Source organism: Nocardia brasiliensis NBRC 14402, assembly GCF_000308475.2.
GTDB classification, from domain to species: Bacteria; Actinomycetota; Actinomycetes; order Mycobacteriales; family Mycobacteriaceae; genus Nocardia; species Nocardia brasiliensis.
The window spans coordinates 98,724-116,367 of sequence record NZ_BAFT02000070.1; the positions used below are offsets into that span (position 1 = coordinate 98,724).

At 69.0% G+C, this 17,644-nt stretch carries 19 protein-coding genes; 6 read left to right on the forward strand and 13 right to left on the reverse strand.

The features are described 5' to 3' along the window. The first annotated feature begins 30 nt into the window (after nt 1-30). Nucleotides 31-639, forward strand: coding sequence for a Uma2 family endonuclease (locus TY25_RS26080; protein ID WP_052383192.1), 609 nt, complete (start codon nt 31-33; stop codon nt 637-639). A gap of 214 nt (nt 640-853) precedes the next feature. Here TY25_RS26080 and TY25_RS26085 read toward each other — a convergent pair whose 3' ends face one another. The 3 genes from TY25_RS26085 to TY25_RS26095 all read right to left on the reverse strand — a co-directional run bounded on the left by TY25_RS26085 (nt 854) and on the right by TY25_RS26095 (nt 3,316). Beyond that, a complete protein-coding gene (locus TY25_RS26085) occupies nt 854-1,669 on the reverse strand; it encodes an exodeoxyribonuclease III (protein ID WP_042260210.1) in 816 nt (271 codons plus the stop codon). 62 nt (nt 1,670-1,731) lie between these two features. Then, a complete protein-coding gene (locus tag TY25_RS26090) occupies nt 1,732-2,736 on the reverse strand; it encodes an N-acetylglutamate synthase, CG3035 family (RefSeq protein WP_042260212.1) in 1,005 nt (334 codons plus the stop codon). After that, nucleotides 2,726-3,316 (reverse strand): peptide deformylase, encoded by a 591-nt coding sequence (locus TY25_RS26095; RefSeq protein ID WP_029893181.1) that lies wholly within the window; start codon nt 3,314-3,316, stop codon nt 2,726-2,728. The genes TY25_RS26090 and TY25_RS26095 overlap by 11 nt, the downstream gene beginning before the upstream one ends. Nucleotides 3,317-3,504: 188 nt before the next feature. On the opposite strand from TY25_RS26095, the gene napA reads away from it, so the two are divergent. From napA to TY25_RS26120, 5 genes are all read left to right on the forward strand, one after another. Next, a complete protein-coding gene (gene napA, locus TY25_RS26100) occupies nt 3,505-3,849 on the forward strand; it encodes a nucleoid-associated protein NapA (RefSeq protein ID WP_014988735.1) in 345 nt (114 codons plus the stop codon). 19 nt (nt 3,850-3,868) lie between these two features. Next, complete coding sequence (locus TY25_RS26105) at nt 3,869-4,456, forward strand: LytR C-terminal domain-containing protein (RefSeq protein ID WP_081869109.1); 588 nt, start codon at nt 3,869-3,871, stop codon at nt 4,454-4,456. A 130-nt stretch (nt 4,457-4,586) separates the two neighbouring features. Beyond that, entirely contained in the window at nt 4,587-5,273 is a 687-nt protein-coding gene (gene sodC / locus TY25_RS26110) for a superoxide dismutase[Cu-Zn] (protein ID WP_029893174.1), read from the forward strand. A 13-nt stretch (nt 5,274-5,286) separates the two neighbouring features. Then, on the forward strand, nt 5,287-6,432 hold the full coding sequence (locus TY25_RS26115; protein WP_042260217.1) for a glutamate--cysteine ligase: 1,146 nt from the start codon (nt 5,287-5,289) through the stop codon (nt 6,430-6,432). Between the two features lie 67 nt (nt 6,433-6,499). Next, nucleotides 6,500-7,861 (forward strand): phosphatase PAP2 family protein, encoded by a 1,362-nt coding sequence (locus TY25_RS26120; RefSeq protein ID WP_081869110.1) that lies wholly within the window; start codon nt 6,500-6,502, stop codon nt 7,859-7,861. A gap of 19 nt (nt 7,862-7,880) precedes the next feature. On the opposite strand, the gene TY25_RS26125 is transcribed toward TY25_RS26120, so the two are convergent. The 10 genes from TY25_RS26125 to TY25_RS26170 form a co-directional block, all read right to left on the reverse strand. Further along, entirely contained in the window at nt 7,881-8,138 is a 258-nt protein-coding gene (locus tag TY25_RS26125; protein ID WP_042260220.1) for a Txe/YoeB family addiction module toxin, read from the reverse strand. Then, entirely contained in the window at nt 8,135-8,407 is a 273-nt protein-coding gene (locus TY25_RS26130) for a type II toxin-antitoxin system Phd/YefM family antitoxin (protein ID WP_042260254.1), read from the reverse strand. The genes TY25_RS26125 and TY25_RS26130 overlap by 4 nt, the downstream gene beginning before the upstream one ends. Nucleotides 8,408-8,465: 58 nt before the next feature. After that, the gene (gene mnhG, locus TY25_RS26135) at nt 8,466-8,801 is read right to left on the reverse strand and encodes a monovalent cation/H(+) antiporter subunit G (protein ID WP_042260222.1); all 336 of its coding nucleotides are present in this window, start codon (nt 8,799-8,801) and stop codon (nt 8,466-8,468) included. Between the two features lie 31 nt (nt 8,802-8,832). Further along, nucleotides 8,833-9,093 (reverse strand): monovalent cation/H+ antiporter complex subunit F, encoded by a 261-nt coding sequence (locus TY25_RS26140; RefSeq protein ID WP_042260255.1) that lies wholly within the window; start codon nt 9,091-9,093, stop codon nt 8,833-8,835. After that, complete coding sequence (locus tag TY25_RS26145) at nt 9,090-9,659, reverse strand: Na+/H+ antiporter subunit E (protein WP_014988727.1); 570 nt, start codon at nt 9,657-9,659, stop codon at nt 9,090-9,092. The genes TY25_RS26140 and TY25_RS26145 overlap by 4 nt, the downstream gene beginning before the upstream one ends. After that, complete coding sequence (locus tag TY25_RS26150; RefSeq protein WP_042260225.1) at nt 9,656-11,272, reverse strand: Na+/H+ antiporter subunit D; 1,617 nt, start codon at nt 11,270-11,272, stop codon at nt 9,656-9,658. The genes TY25_RS26145 and TY25_RS26150 overlap by 4 nt, the downstream gene beginning before the upstream one ends. Beyond that, nucleotides 11,269-11,652 carry a Na(+)/H(+) antiporter subunit C gene (locus TY25_RS26155; RefSeq protein ID WP_014988725.1) on the reverse strand — a complete coding sequence of 128 codons (384 nt, stop codon included), beginning with the start codon at nt 11,650-11,652 and terminating at the stop codon, nt 11,269-11,271. Before TY25_RS26155 ends, TY25_RS26150 begins: the two co-directional genes overlap by 4 nt. Beyond that, nucleotides 11,649-14,558: a Na+/H+ antiporter subunit A gene (locus TY25_RS26160; protein ID WP_042260226.1), complete on the reverse strand. Its 2,910-nt coding sequence runs from the start codon at nt 14,556-14,558 to the stop codon at nt 11,649-11,651. The genes TY25_RS26155 and TY25_RS26160 overlap by 4 nt, the downstream gene beginning before the upstream one ends. A gap of 111 nt (nt 14,559-14,669) precedes the next feature. After that, entirely contained in the window at nt 14,670-15,962 is a 1,293-nt protein-coding gene (locus tag TY25_RS26165; protein ID WP_042260229.1) for a hypothetical protein, read from the reverse strand. Between the two features lie 133 nt (nt 15,963-16,095). Then, a partial coding sequence (locus tag TY25_RS26170) for an AAA family ATPase (RefSeq protein ID WP_042260230.1) occupies nt 16,096-17,644 on the reverse strand: 1,549 nt, incomplete at its 5' end.

Here is a 17,644-nt window from a genome sequence, read left to right on the forward strand (position 1 = left end):
TCCGGCTGGGCTCGCCTGTACCTTTGCTCCATGGTGATCGTCAGCGAGCCGATGATGAGCACGGAGGCTTTCGAAGAGCTGGCTCGAGTTGCGTACCGCGTTGCCGACGGTTTGCGACTGGAATTCGTCGGCGGGAAGTTGAGCGCCAAACCTGTGCCGGATGGGACTCGCGGCTGCATCGTTGCGTGGTTGATCCGGAGTTGCGTGGAAGGTCGGCCCGAGTTATGGCTTTCGGCAACGGCAGGGCTCGCGGTCGGCAGCGACGGAGAGGGACGAGTGCGGCCTGACGGCGTGCTGGCCGACGCCGATGCCTTTGTGGCGCAAGGGGAGTGGGCTGACCCAGCGCCCGTTCTCATGGTTGCCGATGTGACCTCACATGACGCCGAAGCCGACCGTCGAGGCAAGTCTCGCGCCTACGCGGAGGCCGGCATACCCGTCTACTTGCTGATCGATCGACATGCCTGTGAAGTAGCCGCGCACAGCGAGCCCGCCGCAGGCAAATACACCCGAGTCCGGAAGGTCGTCTTCGGGGCCGAACTGCCGCTGCCCGCGCCAGTCGGCATCACCCTCGACACCGAGCCGCTGCAGCGATGGTCAAGTGACCACGCTGACGCTCGGTCTTCGATCACGGATTACTGAGGGTGCGGCAAGCCTGCCGCCGAACTCCGGACCGGGGGTCGTCGCTCCTTCGTCCCTGTCGCCGACCTGCTCCGGTCAGGCGATCTTCTGCCGCCGGTCGACTACGGTCACGTTTGTGCCGATCTGGATGTCGTCATCGACCAAGATCCATTCGAGGACTGAGCCTGGCCGCAGTTGGCCCGCAACCTCATCGCCGGGTAGCGATATCCGTTGTTCAGTCGGTGAAGTCGGCTATTACGGGGGCGTGGTCGCTGGCGCCCTTGCCTTTTCGTTCTTCGCGGTCGACCATCGCGTCGGTTGCGGTGGCGGCGAGGGCCGGGGAGGCGAGGATGAAGTCGATGCGCATGCCCTCTTTGCGGGGGAAGCGGAGTTGGGTGTAGTCCCAGTAGGTGTAGACGCCGGGGCCGGGGGCGAAGGGGCGCATGACGTCGGCGAAGCCGGTGTCGAGGAAGGATTGGAAGGCGTCGCGCTCGGGCTGGGAGGTGTGCGTCTTGTGCGCGAAGAACTCGGGGGACCAGACGTCGTCGTCGGTGGGGGCGATGTTCCAGTCACCGACCAGCGCGATCTTGGCCTGCGGGTTTTCCGCGAGCCAGCGTTCGCCGTTGGCCCGTAGCGCCGCAAGCCATTCCAGCTTGTAGGCGTAGTGCGGGTCCTGCAGGGCGCGTCCGTTCGGCACGTACAGGCTCCACACCCGCACGCCGCCGCAGGTCGCGCCGAGCGCCCTCGACTCGATGACCGGGGCGCTGAGCAGCGACTCACCGGCCTCCTTGTCGAAGCCCGGCTGATCCGGGAACGAGGGCTCGACATCGGTGAGCCCGACCCGCGACACGATGGCCACACCGTTCCACTGGTTGATGCCCAAATGAGCGACCTCGTAGCCGAGTTCGTCGAACCGCTCGAACGGGAACTGATCGTCGCGGCACTTCGTCTCCTGAATGGCCAGGACGTCGATGTCCTGGCGGTCCAGAAACTCCGCTACCCGGTCGAGCCGGGAGCGGATCGAGTTGACGTTCCACGTGGCGAGGCGCACGAGTGCCTTTCCGCTGGCGAGCCCGGGTGCGGGGCTCGGTGTGCTGGGGGTCTGATTCCGTTCTACCGCAGCGCCGCCGAACCGGCGAGAGCGGTCGGCGCGGCGTAGCGGTACGTGTGGTGTTCGAGGAAGCCGAGTTCGCGGTACAGCGCGATCGCGGCGCTGTTGCCCGCCTCGACCTGAAGGTACGCGTGCGTCGCGCCGCGGCTGTGGCCCCAGCGGATCAGCTCGGCGCACACCAGGGAACCGAGGCCCTTCCGGCGATGCTCGGCGGCTACCGCCACACAGGTGAGCCCGATCCAGCCGCGCCCGTCCGGTGCGGTGGTGAGTGCCCCGCGCCCGATCGCGATGGGGGTCGGCACGCCGAGCGAAGCGAACCCGAGTTCGCCGTCGCGCACCGCGGTCAATACGCCGAGGTCCGGCAGTGGTGCCGAAAGCCGTTGCGGCGTGGGCGCTTCCCCGTCGCGCCGGTTCAGCTCCTGCCAGGCCGCATCCGGGGTCGCCGCGACCCGCACCATCGAAGGCCCCTGGGGCAGCACGAAATTCTCGATATCGATGGCCATCATGACGGTTTCGCGCCAGCTGTTCCAGCCCGGCGGAATGGGTGCGAGCCGGTCCGGCAGCGCCAGCAGCAGCGGCAGGCCGCGTTCGGCGTACCACGCGGCGATCCGGTGCAGCGTGTCCGCGGTCAGCCCCGCGGGTTCGCCGGAACTGCCGAGCGGCACAGCGGAATTGGCACGACTGGTGAACCCGTTGCCCGCCCGTGCCAGCCACCCGTCGATCCACGCGTGTTCGATCCCGGGCCAGCCGTCGGCGGCCGCGGCCTCCAGCGCCCGGATCTCCTTGGTGCGAATCGGTCTCGGACCCAACGCCTTCAGCGCGATCACCCGGTCCGGCGTCACCGCGACGAGCTGTCCGTCGACGCCGCGCACGGTCGGCGGATCCAGCGAGACCAGCTCGCCGATCACATCGGTGAGCGGCTGGGGATAACCGGCGGGCAGCCGGTAGCGCAGGACGACGCGACGGCCGAGCGGGATGTCGGGGAGTCCGCCGCCGTCAGTCGTCATGGCCGAACGGGTCCGGCACCGTGCCGGGGATCCAGCTGAGTCCCGGTGTGCCCCAACCGTTGCGCTTGATCGCCTTCTTCGCCGCGCGCGCGTTGCGCCCGATCAGCACGTCGACGTACAGGAAGCCGTCGAGGTGGCCCACCTCGTGCTGCAGCATGCGCGCGAAGAAGTTCTCGCCCTCGATCTCGACCGGGTTGCCGTGCTCGTCGGTGCCGGTGACCTTGGCCCAGGTGGCGCGGCCGGTCGGATACTGCTCGCCGGGTACGGACAGGCAGCCTTCCTCGTCGTCGTCCGGGTCGGGCATCGTCTCGGGGATGGCCGAGGTCTCCAGCACCGGGTTGATCACCGCGCCGCGGCGACGGGTGGCGGTGCCGTCGGCGCGCACGTCGGGGCAGTCGTAGACGAACAGCCGCAGCGGCACGCCCACCTGGTTGGCCGCGAGCCCGACGCCGTGCGCGGCGTCGAGGGTCTCGTACATGTCCGCGATCAGCTCGGCCAGTTCCTCCGGTGACTGGGTGACCTTCTCGGTCGGGTTGTGCAGAACCGGGTCGCCGACGATCACGATCGGGAGGATAGCCATGGGACCAATTATTGCCGCGCCCGCTGGTCGGCGATGGTCGGGGGCGGTGATCGGCGCCGCGGCGCGCCTACTCGCAGGTAGCGAACACGCCGCGCCGTAGACCCGGTGATCCTGGTGTCTCGTGGTTGAATGATCCGCGACGTACAAGCACCATTTTTCGTCTGGTGGTAACTCGGCGAGGGAGCAAGATGGACGGCGCAGCGGCACGGAATCTTTCCGCGATCCAGGGCGACCCTTCCGCGAGCGACGATGTCACGGCAGCGGAATCGACCGGCGACAGCGACGGTTTGAGCCGCCGCGAACACGACATCCTGGCTTTCGAGCGCCAGTGGTGGAAGTACGCGGGGGCGAAGGAAGAAGCGATCAAAGAGCTGTTCGGCATGTCGCCGACCAGGTACTACCAGGTGCTCAACGCGGTGGTCGACCGGCCCGAGGCGCTCGCCGTGGATCCGATGCTGGTCAAGCGGCTGCGCAGGCTGCGGGCGAGCAGGCAGAAAGCCAGGGCCGCGCGACGGCTCGGTTTCCAGGTATGACCGGACTAGGCTCGAGTAGGTGAGCTACCCGAATCCCACCTCCGGTGGGCCGCCATTGCGAGCGTTGGCGATGGTGTTGATCGCACTGGCCATCGTGTTCGGTGGACTCGGCGCGATGTCGCTGTCGAAATCGGATGCCGACAGCTCGAGCAGCGTTCCGTCGGAATCCACTACCGCGACCGCGGCCCCGCAGATGCCGGCGAGCACCACGGTCGACAAGACCACGCCCGCCCCGTCGTCCGCGGCCGCGAGCAGCACCCCGGCGACGACCACCGCCACCACCACCCCGCCGACGACCACGGTGCCGACTACGACCGGTTCCGCGGCGGCCAAGGCGGTACCGGTGCGGGTGCTGAACAACAGCATGATCGCCGGTCTGGCCGCCAAGACCGCGGGTCAGCTCACCGCCGAGGGCTGGTCGGTGGTCGAGACGGGCAACTATCCCGGCGCGAATGTTCCGAAAACGACCGTGTACTACGGCAATTCACCGGCCGACAAGGACGCCGCATTGGCCATCGCCGACGAACTCGGCGTCACCGCGGAGCCGAAGTCGAGCGGTTTGGGCGAGTCGTCCCCGGGTGTCACCGTCATCGTGACGGGTAACTGATACCTGCGACCTGCCGCTATCCGGGCCTGTCGCTGGACGACACGACGGGCGTGGCATCATCTTGTCCGGTAACGAACGTGTCCACCCAGCTTTACTCGTAAACTTTCGGTACTCGTAAAGGAGTTCCCCGATGGCCCCGTCCACAACTCGTCGCCCGTCTTGGCGGACTGTGACCCCGGTGCTCGCGGTCGCGGTCCTGGGCCTCGCAGGCTGCACGAACAGCCAGGAGTCGAGTGACGTCAAGGGAACCACCCCGCCGGTCTGGAGTGGCGCGGCGGCCCCGCCCGCGAGCGAGTTCGGCAAGGAAACCGGTACCGCCGAGGCGAACACGGGCGTGAAGGTCGACCTGAAGGACGCCGCGGGCGCCTCGGTCGGCACGGCGAACTTCGTCAAGGACGGCAACCACCTGCAGGTCACCGTCGAGGCGCACGGCCTGCGTCCCGGCTTCCACGGCCTGCACGTGCACCAGATCGGCAAGTGTGAGCCCAACTCGGTGGCTCCGACCGGTGGTCCGGCCGGCGACTTCCTCTCCGCCGGTGGGCATCTGCAGGTCGGCAGCGCGAACACGCACCCGGCCAGCGGCGACCTGACCTCGCTCGAGGTCCGTTCCGACGGCACGGCCAAGCTGGTCACCACCACCGATGCGGTGACCCTCGACGATCTGAAGAACAAGGCGTTGATGATCCACGCCGATGCCGACAACTTCGGCAACATCCCGAACCGTTATGTCCGACCCGACGGCGTTGCCGGGCCGGATGACACGACGCTAGCGACAGGTGACGCGGGCGGCCGCGTCGCCTGCGGTGTAATCCAGTAGCGCAGGAGCCGATATGGCCGGGGCAGGCAGAGAACACGTTCCCTTCCATGGTTCGCCCCGGCCCACGATAGGCATCGAATGGGAGATCGCGCTCGTCGACAAGGTGAGTCGGGATCTGTCGAATACCGCTGCGGCGGTGTTCGATTCGGTGGGTGACCTACGTGCGCACGACGGCACGCCACAGATCACCAAGGAGTTGTTGCGCAATACCGTCGAACTCGTCACCGGGGTGCACGACACCGTCGGTGCGGCGGTCGACGATCTGCGCGGCACGATGGACACGGTGCGGCGCGCGGCCGATGCGCAGGGCGTCGACTTGTTCTGTGCCGGAACGCATCCGTTCGCGCAGTGGTCGGCCCAGCAGCTGACCCGCTCGGAGCATTACGACGAGCTGATCGAGCGCACCCAGTGGTGGGGCCGCCAGATGATGATCTGGGGCGTGCACGTGCACGTCGGAGTCTCGCATCGGGACAAGGTCTTTCCGATCCTGAACTCGCTGCTGCTGCACTACCCGCACCTGCTGGCGCTGTCCGCCTCCTCGCCGATGTGGGCGGGCTCGGACACCGGCTACGCCAGCAACCGGACGTTGATGTTCCAGCAGCTACCCACCGCGGGTCTGCCGTTCCAGTTCGAGAATTGGCGCCAGTTCGAGCATTTCGTGCACGACCAGTTCAAAACCGGTGTGTTCGAACAGCTCGGCGGCATGCACTGGGACATCAGGCCCGCGCCGAAATGGGGCACCATCGAGGTCCGGGTGTGCGACGGCGTCTCGACCCGCGCCGAACTGGCCGCGATGGCGGCGCTGATCCACTGCCTGATCGTCGATCTGGATCGCCGGCTCGAAGAGGGCGAGACCCTGCCCACGCTGCCGCCGTGGCACGTGCAGGAGAACAAATGGCGTGCCGCCCGCTACGGGCTGGACGCGATCGTCATCGTGGACGACAAGAGCAATGAGCGATTGGTCACCGACGATGTGACCGCGCTACTGAACCGGTTGGAGCCGACGGCCAAACGGCTCGGCTGCGCCGACGAACTCGCGCTGGTCGCCGAGATCCCCGAGCGCGGTGCGTCCTATCAGCGCCAGCGCAAGGTCGCCGCGGCCGCGCAGGGGGACCTGATCGCGGTGGTGGACGCGCTGGTCAAGGAGCTGGACCAGTAATTCCCGGTCGGTACCGGTTGCCCAGTGTTCAAACGGCAAGTGGGATGGCGTTCATCCCGCGTTTACTATGGTCGACGTGCTTGTCGAAGACCCGGGACCCAGAACAGGAAGTACGGCTACGCGATCGCGTGTGCCGTCGCCTCGGGTCTGGGTCGCCGCGGCCGTCGCCGCGGTGCCGGTGCTGCTCATCGCGCTGCAGGGCGTGGCGATGTGGCAGGGCTTCGAAGGTCCGCTGGGCAGCCTGTGGCACGACTACGTCGGCACGCCGAAATCCATGTCCGTGCCGTGGGCCGGATTGATCCTCGCGTTGGTCGGGCTCTCCGGCCGGCGGCGGCTGATCGTGCTCGGCGCCGCCGTCGGTATCGATGTGGTGTGGGCGAGCATCCGGCTGTTGGCGGGCGAACCGTTCGCGATCGGTAACGGTCCGGTGCTCGCGCTCACCGCGCTGGCGGTGTTCGCGTGGCTGCGCTGGGACGGCGCCGACCGGCGCAACGCGCTGCACGCGGCGGCGCTCGGCGCGCTGCTGATCCTGGCCACCAAGGTCGGCGACGTGTGGCTGCACGTCACCGTGCTGAGCAGGCCGATGGTGCTCGACGAGTACGTGCTGCTGGCCGATCACGCGCTCGGCGACCCGTCCTGGGTGATGGGCCGGGTGCTGGACGTGCTGGGGCCCGCCGTGTACGCGGTGCTGCACTGGGTGTACATCGAGTTGCCGGTCGCGGCGATCGTGGTCGCGGTGTGGCAGCTGCGCCGGGTTGCCACCAGCGGGCGGTGGCCGAGTCATTATCTGGTGCGCACGTTTCTGGTGCTCGGGCTGGTCGGGCCGGTCATCTACGTGATCTTCCCCGTGGTGGGACCGATGTTCGCGTTCGGGCCGGACGGGCACGGGCTGCAACTCGGCAACTTCTGGCCGGGCGTGGTGCCGCCGCTGGACCGCAGTCCGATGCCGATGCCCTTCGACGCGGCGACCCCGCGCAACTGCATGCCGTCCATGCACACGGCCTGGGCGCTGTCGGTCTTCCTGCACACCCGCCGCGACACCGACGGCGGTCCCGCGCCGGCCTGGCTGCGCTGGGGTGGCACCTTCTGGCTGCTGGCCACGCTCACCGCGACCCTCGGCTTCGGCTACCACTACGGCGTCGACCTGGTGGCCGGCGCGGTGCTCTGCCTGACCGTGGAATCGGCGCTGCGCGATCCCGAACGCGGCTGGGGCTGGTTCCGCATCCGCCTCGTCGCCGGCGGCCTCGCCGTCCTGGCCACCCTCCTGCTGTCCTACCGTTTCCTGCCGGTCTCGATGGCCGAATACCCCGTCCTAGCAGGCACCGTCGTCCTCGCCCTGCTCGCCGGCCTAGCCGCCGCCTTCCACGCCACCTGGTTCGCCAACCGCCGCCGAACCACCCCCAAAGAACTCGAAACCGCCACCCGCTGAAACCGGCTGCGCCGCTCGGTTACTCGTAGTGGTGACGGCAGGCGACGATCTTCGCCGTGTCGTCCTCGATGACGTACACGATGCGATGTTCGCTGGTGATGCGTCGAGACCAGAATCCGGCGAGGTTCTGGCGCAATGCTTCTGGCTTACCGATTCCTTCGTAGCCGTTGCGTGTGATGTCGTCGATCAGTTTGTTGACGCGTTTGAGGGTCGCGCGGTCGTGGGCCTGCCACCACAGATAGTCGGCCCACGCGTCGGGCGTGAAGAGAATCTTCACGCGCTGTCCTCATCGTCGACCTCGATGAGATCGTGCGGCGCTGCCTCTCCAGCTCGGAGTTGAGCGATCGACCTCTCCAGGTGGCGAGCGTTCGCCGGGTTGCCCAAGAGATAGGCGGTCTCCTTCAACGACTCGTACTCGCGAAGCGAAATAACGACCGCGGGCTCGTGCCCAGCCCGGGTGATGACGACTTCCTCTAGATCCTCAGTGGCGGAATCCAGGACTGCCGCTAGGTTGGCGCGTGCTTCGGTGATGGATATCGGACGCATCGGAATTCCTCTCGCGGCGGTCGTCCTATTACTGTACATGATCCTGTACAAAGACCGGTCAGTTGTCGATTTCGTTGCCCAGTTCGTTGACGGTGAGGAGGCCGTCGCGGTGGCGTTGTTCGCGGTAGGCGGTGCGGCCGATGAGGTGGGCTACTACGGGGGCGGTGAGCAGGGTGAAGAGGCCGACGAGGACGAGGGCCCAGACGTTGCCGTGGCCGTAGAGTTCGATGGCCGCGCCCGCGAGGACCAGGATGAGGCCGACCACCTGGGGTTTGGTGGCGGCGTGCATGCGGGTGAGGGTGTCGGGGAAGCGCACGATCGCGATCGCCGCGGTGAGCGCGAGCGTCGCGCCGAACAGGATCAGCGCGGCGGACAGCCACTGCCACAGGGTCATCGGCCGGCTCCGGGGGTCGGGTGCGTGCGGGTCACTGGTCGTCCCGGACGCGGAAGCGGGATACGGCGGCGGAGCCGAGGAAACCGACCAGGGCCAGCGCGATGATCGCGGGCAGCAGGGTGGTGTCCTGGCTGTAGGCCGCCCAGACGGCGAGACCGGACGCGGCGATCGCCATCAGCGAGTCGATGCCGACCACCCGGTCCAGCGTGTTCGGTCCGGCGAGGATGCGATAGCTGGTGAGCGCGGCGGCAACGGTCAACATCACCCCTGCCACGATGGCGACGACGGTCACGGAAGCACCTCCGGGGGCGTTGCGCTGGAACGCCATTCGGCATGGCGCTCGAACGACGAGATGAGCAGTTTCTCCAGGCGCCGGGTGGTCCGGTAGAACTTGTCCACCGCTTCGTCGCTGCTGACGTCGAGCACGTGGACGTAGACCACGCAGCGCCGCCGGTCGATCTCGAGCACCATGGTGCCCGGGATCAGGTTCAGCAGGTCCACGCACAGCACCAGCACCAGATCGGATTTGGTGCTCAGATAGACGCGCAGCACGCCGGAGACCGGCGGCGCGGCCGGCCGGATCGCGAACCAGGCCACCTGCACACTCGACTCGATCGCGTAATACGAAGCGACGAAAACCAATTGGAGCAATGACAGCGGATGCAACCGTCCGCCCACCGGCACCCGGGGCAGCGGCAGCGCCACCATGATCAGCGCGCCCACCGCGATCCCCGCCAGCAGATTGGCCACACTGAGATCGCCCCACAGCGCGATCCACACCACCGTGAGCCAGCTCAGTACGCCGACGCGCACCGCGCCCTCGCGGCTGACACCGCGCTGCCATCGCTGCGTGGTCATCGGCGTCCTCCCGGCTCGGCGGGCGGCGAATCACCCAGCACCGCAGTGATATACACGCCGGGATCGGCGAGATCCGCGGCGGCGCGGTCGGCGATGCGCAGCATCGGGCCCGCGAGCACCGTGAGGCTGAGGCTCACCGCGACCAGGGCCGCGGTGGAGGCGACCATCGACAGCGGCATCCGGCCGGGGTCGGTGCGTTCGTCGTAGAGCACGTCGGTCGATTCCTCGATCAGCGTCGGCGTATGCGCCGCGGACAGGTGTCCTTCCGGCGCCTCCGCGCGCGGGCGCCAGAACGCCTTGCTCCACACCCGCGCGACGGCGTACAGCGTGAGCAGGCTGGTCAGCACCGAACCGCCCACCAGCACCCAGGCCAGCGCGCTGCCGTCCTGCGCGCCCGCCTGGAGCAGCGCCACCTTGCCGATGAATCCCGAGAACGGTGGAATACCACCGAGATTCAGTGCCGGTATCAAAAACAGCACGGCGAGTACCGGGCTGGCCGCGGCCAGCCCGCCGAGCCGGCGCAACGATGTCGAGCCCGCCTGCCGCTCGATCAGGCCGACCACCAGGAACAGCGCCGTCTGCACCAGAATGTGGTGTGCCACATAGAAAACCGCGCCGGCCAGGCCGGACACACTGGCCAGCCCCACGCCGAACACCATGTAGCCGATGTGGCTGACCAGCGTGAACGACAGCAGCCTGCGGATATCGCTCTGCGCGATCGCGCCGAGGATGCCGACCAGCATGGTGAGCAGTCCGCACACCAGCAGGATGGACTCGAATTCGCCGCCGGGGAACAGCAGCGAATGCGTCCGGATGATCGCGTACACACCGACTTTGGTGAGCAACCCGGCGAACACCGCGGTCACCGGTGCGGGTGCGGTGGGGTAGGAGTCGGGCAGCCAGCTCGACAGCGGGAACACCGCCGCCTTGATCCCGAACGACACCAGCAACACCGCGTAGATGGCCGTGCGGATGCCCTCCGGCACCGCCCCGATCCGCTCCGCCAGCTGGGCCAGGTTCAACGTTCCGGTGGCCGCGTAGGTCATGCCGATGCCGGTCAGGAAGATCAGCGAGGCGAGCATCGAGACCATCACGTACGACACGCCGGCGCGGATGCGGGCCGCGGTGCCGCCGACGGTCAGCAGCACGAACGAGGCGGCGAGCAGGATCTCGAAGCCGACGAACAGGTTGAACAGGTCACCGGCCAGGAAGGCGGCCGAGACGCCGCCGGTGAGCACCAGATAGGTGGGGCGGTAGATGGAGGTCGGCTGGCGCTGGTCGCCGTCGCGGATGTTCTGGCCCGCACCGTAAACCGCGACGGCGAGCAGCACGATGGACGAGACGAGCAGCATCGCCGCGGACAGCCGATCCGCCACCAGGGTGATGCCGATCGGCGTCTCCCAATTGCCGACCTGTACCGCGGTGGTGCCGTGGCGGTCGGTCAGATACAGCAGGAAAGCGCAGATGACAACCACGGCGGTGAGCGCGCTCAACATGATCACGCGTTGCGTGCGCGGCCTGCGGCCGAAGACCAGCGTGCCCGCGGCCGCGAGCAGCGGCACCAGCACGGGCAGCGGCATCAGGGTGCGCAGCAGGTCGGGGGAGAGGCTCAATCCTCCGGGTCCTCTCGCTCGCGCCGGCGGGCCACGTCCACGTCGTCCGGGTCGTTCTCGACATCGTCGGTGGTGGTCAGCGTGAAGGAGCGGTAGGCGAGCGCGAGCACGAACGCCGCGATCCCCATGGTGATGACGATGGCGGTGAGCACCATCGCCTGGGCCAGCGGGTCGGCGGTGTCGCGGTGGGTGGTGTCGGTCTGGCCCTGGATCGGCGCGCGCCCGTCCCGCCCGGCCAGCGTGATGATCAGCAGGTTCACCGCATTGCCGAACAGGATCATGCCGAGCAGCATCTTCGACACCGCGCGCTCGAGGATGAGATAGACCCCGCACGCGACCAGCACGCCGATCACGATCAGCAGGGTGAGATTCGCCGTCATGCCGTGGGACCTCCCTTCGCCGTGGCGGTTTCGCTCGTGGCCAGCTCGCTGTCGAGGCGGGCGCCGAGGCTGCGCAGCACGTCGAGCACCAGGCCGACGACGATCAGGTAGACGCCGAGATCGAAGAACAGCGCGGTCACCAGTTTGAGGTGGCCGAGCACCGGCAGCGTCACCTCGAAGATCGCCGACGACAGCGGCGGCGCGCCGAAAAACAGTGCGGCGCCCGCGGTTCCGGCCGCCAGGGTGAGCCCGGCGCCGAGCAGGTGGCCCGCGTCGACCGGTAGCGCCTCGCCGAGCTCGTAGCGGCCACCCGCCAGATAGCGCAGCGTCAGCGCGAGCCCGGCGGTGAGACCGCCCGCGAATCCGCCGCCGGGCGCGTTGTGCCCGGAGAAGAAGAAATACACCGACAGCACCATGATGGTCGGGAACACCAGGCGGGTGGTGATCTGCATGACCATCGACCGGTCCGCGCGATCGACCAGCCGTCCGGCGGGCAGCCAGCTCACCAGATCCGGGTCGTAGTGCGGCGAATCGGCGGCGCGCGGCGCGCTGCCGAAGCGACGGCTGCGAAACACCAGCGAGGCCACGCCGGTGGCCGCCACCACGAGCACCGAGATCTCGCCGAGGGTGTCCCACGCGCGGATATCGACGAGCAGCACGTTGACGGCGTTCTTGCCGCCGCCGAATTGGTATGCGGCGTCGGGGATCCGGTGCCAGATCGGTTCGGCGGTGCGGGCCGCGGTGGCGAACGCGCCGAAGACCGTCACCGCCGTGCCGACCAGCGCCGCCAGGATCGCGCGGCGGGCCTTGAACGCGGTCGCCTTACCCTCCTCGATTTCGGCGGGGAAGGCGCGCAGCACCAGCACGAAGATCACCAGGGTCAGTGTCTCGACCAGGAATTGGGTGAGCGCCAGGTCGGGCGCGCCGTGCAGTGCGAAAATCACGCCGCAGCCGTAGCCGGTGACGCCGACCACCAGCACACCCGCCAACCTGTTGCGCAGCACGGTCGCGCCCAGCGCCATCGCGATCATGATGCCGCCGATCACCGCCTGCAGCGGCGAATCCCACAGGCGCAGTTCGACTCCGGTGCGGGTGCCGACCGCGAGCAGGACCGCGGGCAGGATGATCAGGGTGCTCAGGATCGTCGCCTGGCTCAACGGCAACGAGCCGCGCTGCACCGCGCCGGTCATCCGCAGCGACAGCCGATCCATCGCGCGCAGCGTGGCGTCGTAGGCGCGGTCGGCGTTACCCAGGCGTGGGTGCGCCGGGTCGCGGAGCCGGTCGCGCAGCTGGAACAGCGCGATACCGCCCGCGATCACCAGCACGGTCAGCAGCAGTGCGAGATTCACGCCGTGCCAGAGCGCCAGATGCGAAAGCAGTTCCTCCGGCAGCGTTTCCGCGTAGGGGCGCAACAGCCGGTCCAACCCGGGCGCGGCCAGGCCCGCGATCAGGCTCGCCACCGCGAGGATCGCGGGCGCGGCCAGGAACAGCGCGCCGGGCGCGTGCCAATGGCCTTGCTGATCCGGCTTGTCGTCGGCCGCGGCGCCGGACGCGTCGAGGTATTCGGTGACGCGGCGGGCCCGGTGCGCGCCGTGCGGGGTCGACTGTCCCGGCTTGTCCGCGAACGCGCCCCAGACGAAGCGGATGCTGTAGCCGACGGTCAGCATCGAGCCGAGCACCACGCCGACGGCGAGCGCCACCCTGGCCGGTTCGGCGAGGTTGTCCGCGTCCAGGATCGCGCCGAGCGCGCTCTCCTTCCCGACGAAGCCGACCAGCGGCGGCAGGCCCGCCATGCTCAACGCGGCGAGCACGGCGATGCCGCACAGCACCGGGGCCTTGCGGCCGAGCCCGGAAAGCCGGCGCAGGTCCCTGGTACCCGCGCCGTGATCGATGATGCCGACCACCATGAACAGGCAGGCTTTGAACAGCGCGTGCGCCACGATCAGCGCGACCCCGGCCAGCGCCGCCGCCGGGGTGCCGACGCCGACCAGCACGATCAGGAAGCCGAGCTGGCTCACCGTGCCGAACGCGAGCACCAGTTTCAGGTCGGCCACCTCCATCGCGCGCAACCCGGCGAGCAGCATCGAGGCCACGCCGAGGGTGAGCACGAGCGGATGCCAGACCGGGTTGTCCGCGAACACCGGGGCCAGCCGCGCCACCAGGTACACACCGGCTTTCACCATGGCCGCGGCGTGCAGGTACGCACTGACCGGCGTCGGCGCCGCCATCGCGCCGGGCAACCAGAAGTGCAGCGGCACCACGGCGGACTTGCTGAGCGCGCCGACCAGGATCAGCACCAGCGCCACGTTCACCGCGAGACCGCTGGGCGGGTCGGTCCGGGCCAGCAGCTCGGAGAGCAGATAGCTGCCGCTCACCTCGCCGAGCACGATCAGGCCGACGAGCATGGCCAGCCCGCCCGCGGCGGTCACCAGCAGGGCCTGGATCGCGGCCCGCCTGCTGTTCGCCTGTTCGGCGTTGTGGCCGACGAGCAGGAACGACAGCACGGTCGTCACTTCCCAGAAGACGAACAGCAGCAGCATGTTGTCGCTCGTCACGAGCCCGAACATGGCGCCGGCGAAGCCGACCAGTTCGGCGGCGAACACCCCGAGCCGCGGCTCGTCGTCCTCGAAATATCGGGCGCAGTAGACCAGGATCAGGGCGCCGATGCCCAGCACCAGCACGGTCATGATCGCGGCGAGCGAATCGAAGCGCAGGTCGATGTTCATCGCGATGCTCGGCGCCCAGGCGAGCCGAACCTGCTGTGTGCTACCCCAATTCGCGATCACCCAGCCCAGACAGCCGAGTGGCACCAGTGCCAGCACGTAGAAAGCGTTGCGCCCCAGTGCCTTCACCCACAGCGGTGCGACGAGCGCGGCGGCGGCGAGGGCGAGCAGGATTGCGAGCAAACTGCACTCCGTCCGGTAGGGGCGGCGGGGTCGTGCGGGACAATCCTACTTGGAGCCTGGGACTTTCTGCTCCCCGCCGAGTATGGCGTCGGCCATCCGGCGCTGGTCAGGCTATATATCCGCTAACGCCGCGTCGGTCGTCGATCCGCTCGCCCGCGGCCGCCCGCGGGGCCGCAGTCGGTACAGCACAGCGAGTCCGACCGCGCTGCCGAGTGCGATCGCCAGGGCGGCGCGGCCCGGCGTGCTGTTGTAGTCGGACGCGTCGGGTGTATGCCAGGCCTTCTCGGTATCCGGCAGGGCGGTCACCACCGAAGGCAGATAGAGGGCCGAGAGCGCCAGCACGCCGCCCGGCGCGTAGCGCGGTCGCGCGGTGGCGCAGCAGTAGCCTGCGGTGAGCGCGAGGACCGCGCTGCTCGCGGTGAACAGCAGCCAGTTCGCGTCCGGCGGGGTCAGCACGGCGAAGCCGGCGATCCCGGCGATCAGCGTGACGGCCAGTGTCATCGACGGCATCCGGACGCCCGCGAGGATGCCGATGGCGGTGAGCGCGACCATGCCCCACACGCTCCAGCCCGGCCGGGGCACGTAGCCGAACGCGTCCGCGGCCGCGGTCAACGCGACCGCGAGATAGACGGCCGCGCCGTCGCGACCGGGCAGCAGCATCGCCGCCACGGTGGCCGCGGCGACCGTGGCCGCGGCGGCCAGCCCGATGTCGACCGCGTGATCGATGGCGGGCGCGTTGCCGAACTGCTTGGTCAGCCATTCGGTGACGGCCAGGATCACCAGCGCGAGCACCATCGCCGCGAGGATCGGCGTGATCGGCAGTTCGATCGCCATCCGCGGTGGCTGGTCGACGGTGGCCGACCAGTTGCGCATGGTGCTGAAGACGAGTAGCACCAGCATCAGTGCGATCAGCCAGCGCGGCGGGGTTTCCAGCACAGCGTAGGGATCGAGGTCGATGTGCAGCAGGTCCGAGAGATCGCTGAACACGAAGAAGCCGGCGCCGCCGAGCGCCAAACCCGCCGCGGGCAGCGCCCGGGGCAGCACCGCGGCACCGAGCGCGCCGAGCACGACCCCGGCGCACACCGAGTCGATGTAGTTCTGCGTGGTGAGCATGTCGGCGGAGGAAACCTCTTCCCCCGCAATGTGGTTGACCAGCTGCGCGATCGCGCCGAGCAGGGCGGTGAGCCATGCGGTGGCGGGGCGGGCGGCGGTGCACACGATCACCGCGACGGCGACCGCGACGATCACGCCGATGGCGGCGCCACGCGGCACGCTGCTGATCAGGTTGGTGATCCGGTAGGGCGTGCTGTCCCGGACCGTGCTGAAGGTGACCGGCAGGAACAGCGTCACACCCGCGACCGCGGCTCCGAAGAAGACCGTGACCGCGTCGAACGCATCACCCATCCGCCGCACGTGCCGAACATACCTGCGCGCACCGGGCCGACCTGTGATTGCCGTCACTTTGCCGGGGTATGTCGAGCGGAAAACAACGGCAGAAAGACCCCGTTTACGGCGCGTTTGCCACTATCGCCGATCGCTACAGGTAGCGCCCCTCGCTGCTGGTCGGCTGGCCTCTGTTCTCCGCGTACCGGCGCAGCGATTCGACCTGGAGCGGGTCCAGCGACGGCCGGACCACGGTCCGTGCCGCGGCCACGTCGGCGGCGGTGACGTCGGCGGCCTCGACATCGCGGCGCATCGCCGCCAGCGCTGCCTCGCGCAGCAGCGCGGCGCAGTCGGCCGCGGAGAACCCGTCGAGGGTGCGGGCCAGCGTGGGCAGATCGACGTCACCGGCGAGCGGTACGGAGCGACCCGCCGTCCGCAGGATCGCCAGCCGGGCCGCGCTGTCCGGCGGCGGCACGAAGACCAGCCGCTCCAGCCGACCCGGTCGCAGCAGCGCCGGATCGATCAGCTCGGGCCGGTTCGTCGCGCCGAGCACCACGACATCGCGCAGCGGTTCCACCCCGTCCAGCTCGGTGAGCAGCGCGGCCACCACCCGATCGCCCACCCCGGAATCGCTGCTCTGCCCGCGGCGCGGGGCCAGCGCGTCGACCTCGTCGAGGAAGATCAGCGACGGTGCGGAATCGCGGGCGCGCTGGAACAATTCGCGCACCGCGCGCTCGGACGAACCGACCCACTTGTCCATCAGTTCGGCGCCCTTGACGGTGTGCACGCTGAGCTGACCGGTGCTCGCCAGCGCGCGCACCAGGAAGGTCTTGCCGCAGCCGGGTGGGCCGTAGAGCAGCACGCCGCGCGGCGGGTCGATGCCGAGGCGCGCGAACGAATCCGGATGCCGCAGTGGCCACAACACGGTTTCGGTCAGCGCCTGCTTGGTCTCGACCATGTCGCCGACCTCGTCCAGGGTGAGGCTGCCGATGGCGGGTTCGTCCAGGCCGGAACGGGACAGCGGACGGATCACGGTCAGCGCGTCGAGCAGATCCGGTTGGGTCAGTTGCGGATCGGTGTGTTCCTTGCTCGCCCGCGACGCCGCGCGCAACGCCGCCTCCCGGCACAGGGCGGCCAGATCGGAGACCACGAAACCCGGTGTGCGCGCGGCGATGTCGTCGAGGCGCAGCTCTGCGACGGGTACCTGGCGCAGCAGCTGCTCCAGCAGCGACTTGCGCACCGCGGCGGTGGGCAGCGCCAACGCGAGTTCGCGGTCGCAGAGATCGGGCGCGCGCAGCCGGGCATCGACATCGGCGGGATGGGCGGTGGTGGCCAGGAAGGCGACGCACGGTTCGGCGACCGCGGCCCGCAGCTGATCCAGGATGAGCGTGGCGACCGGCTCGGCCTGCGCGGGCAGCAGCGCGTCGATATCGGTGATGAGCAGGATCCCGCCCTGTCCCGAACACGCGTCGGCGACCGCCTCGGCGACCTCGCGTAACCGGGTGCCGCTCTCGGCCGCGCCGATGGTCGGTCCGTCGAGTTCGACGATGCGCCGCGGCGCGGTGACCGCGCGCGCCAGCGTCGCCTTGCCGACGCCGGCCGGACCGGTGATCAGGACGCCGAGATGTGGTGTGGCGCCGAGGGTTTTGAGCAGCTCCGGTTCGTCGAGGGCCAGGCTCAGCCACTCCGTGAGTTTGGTCGCC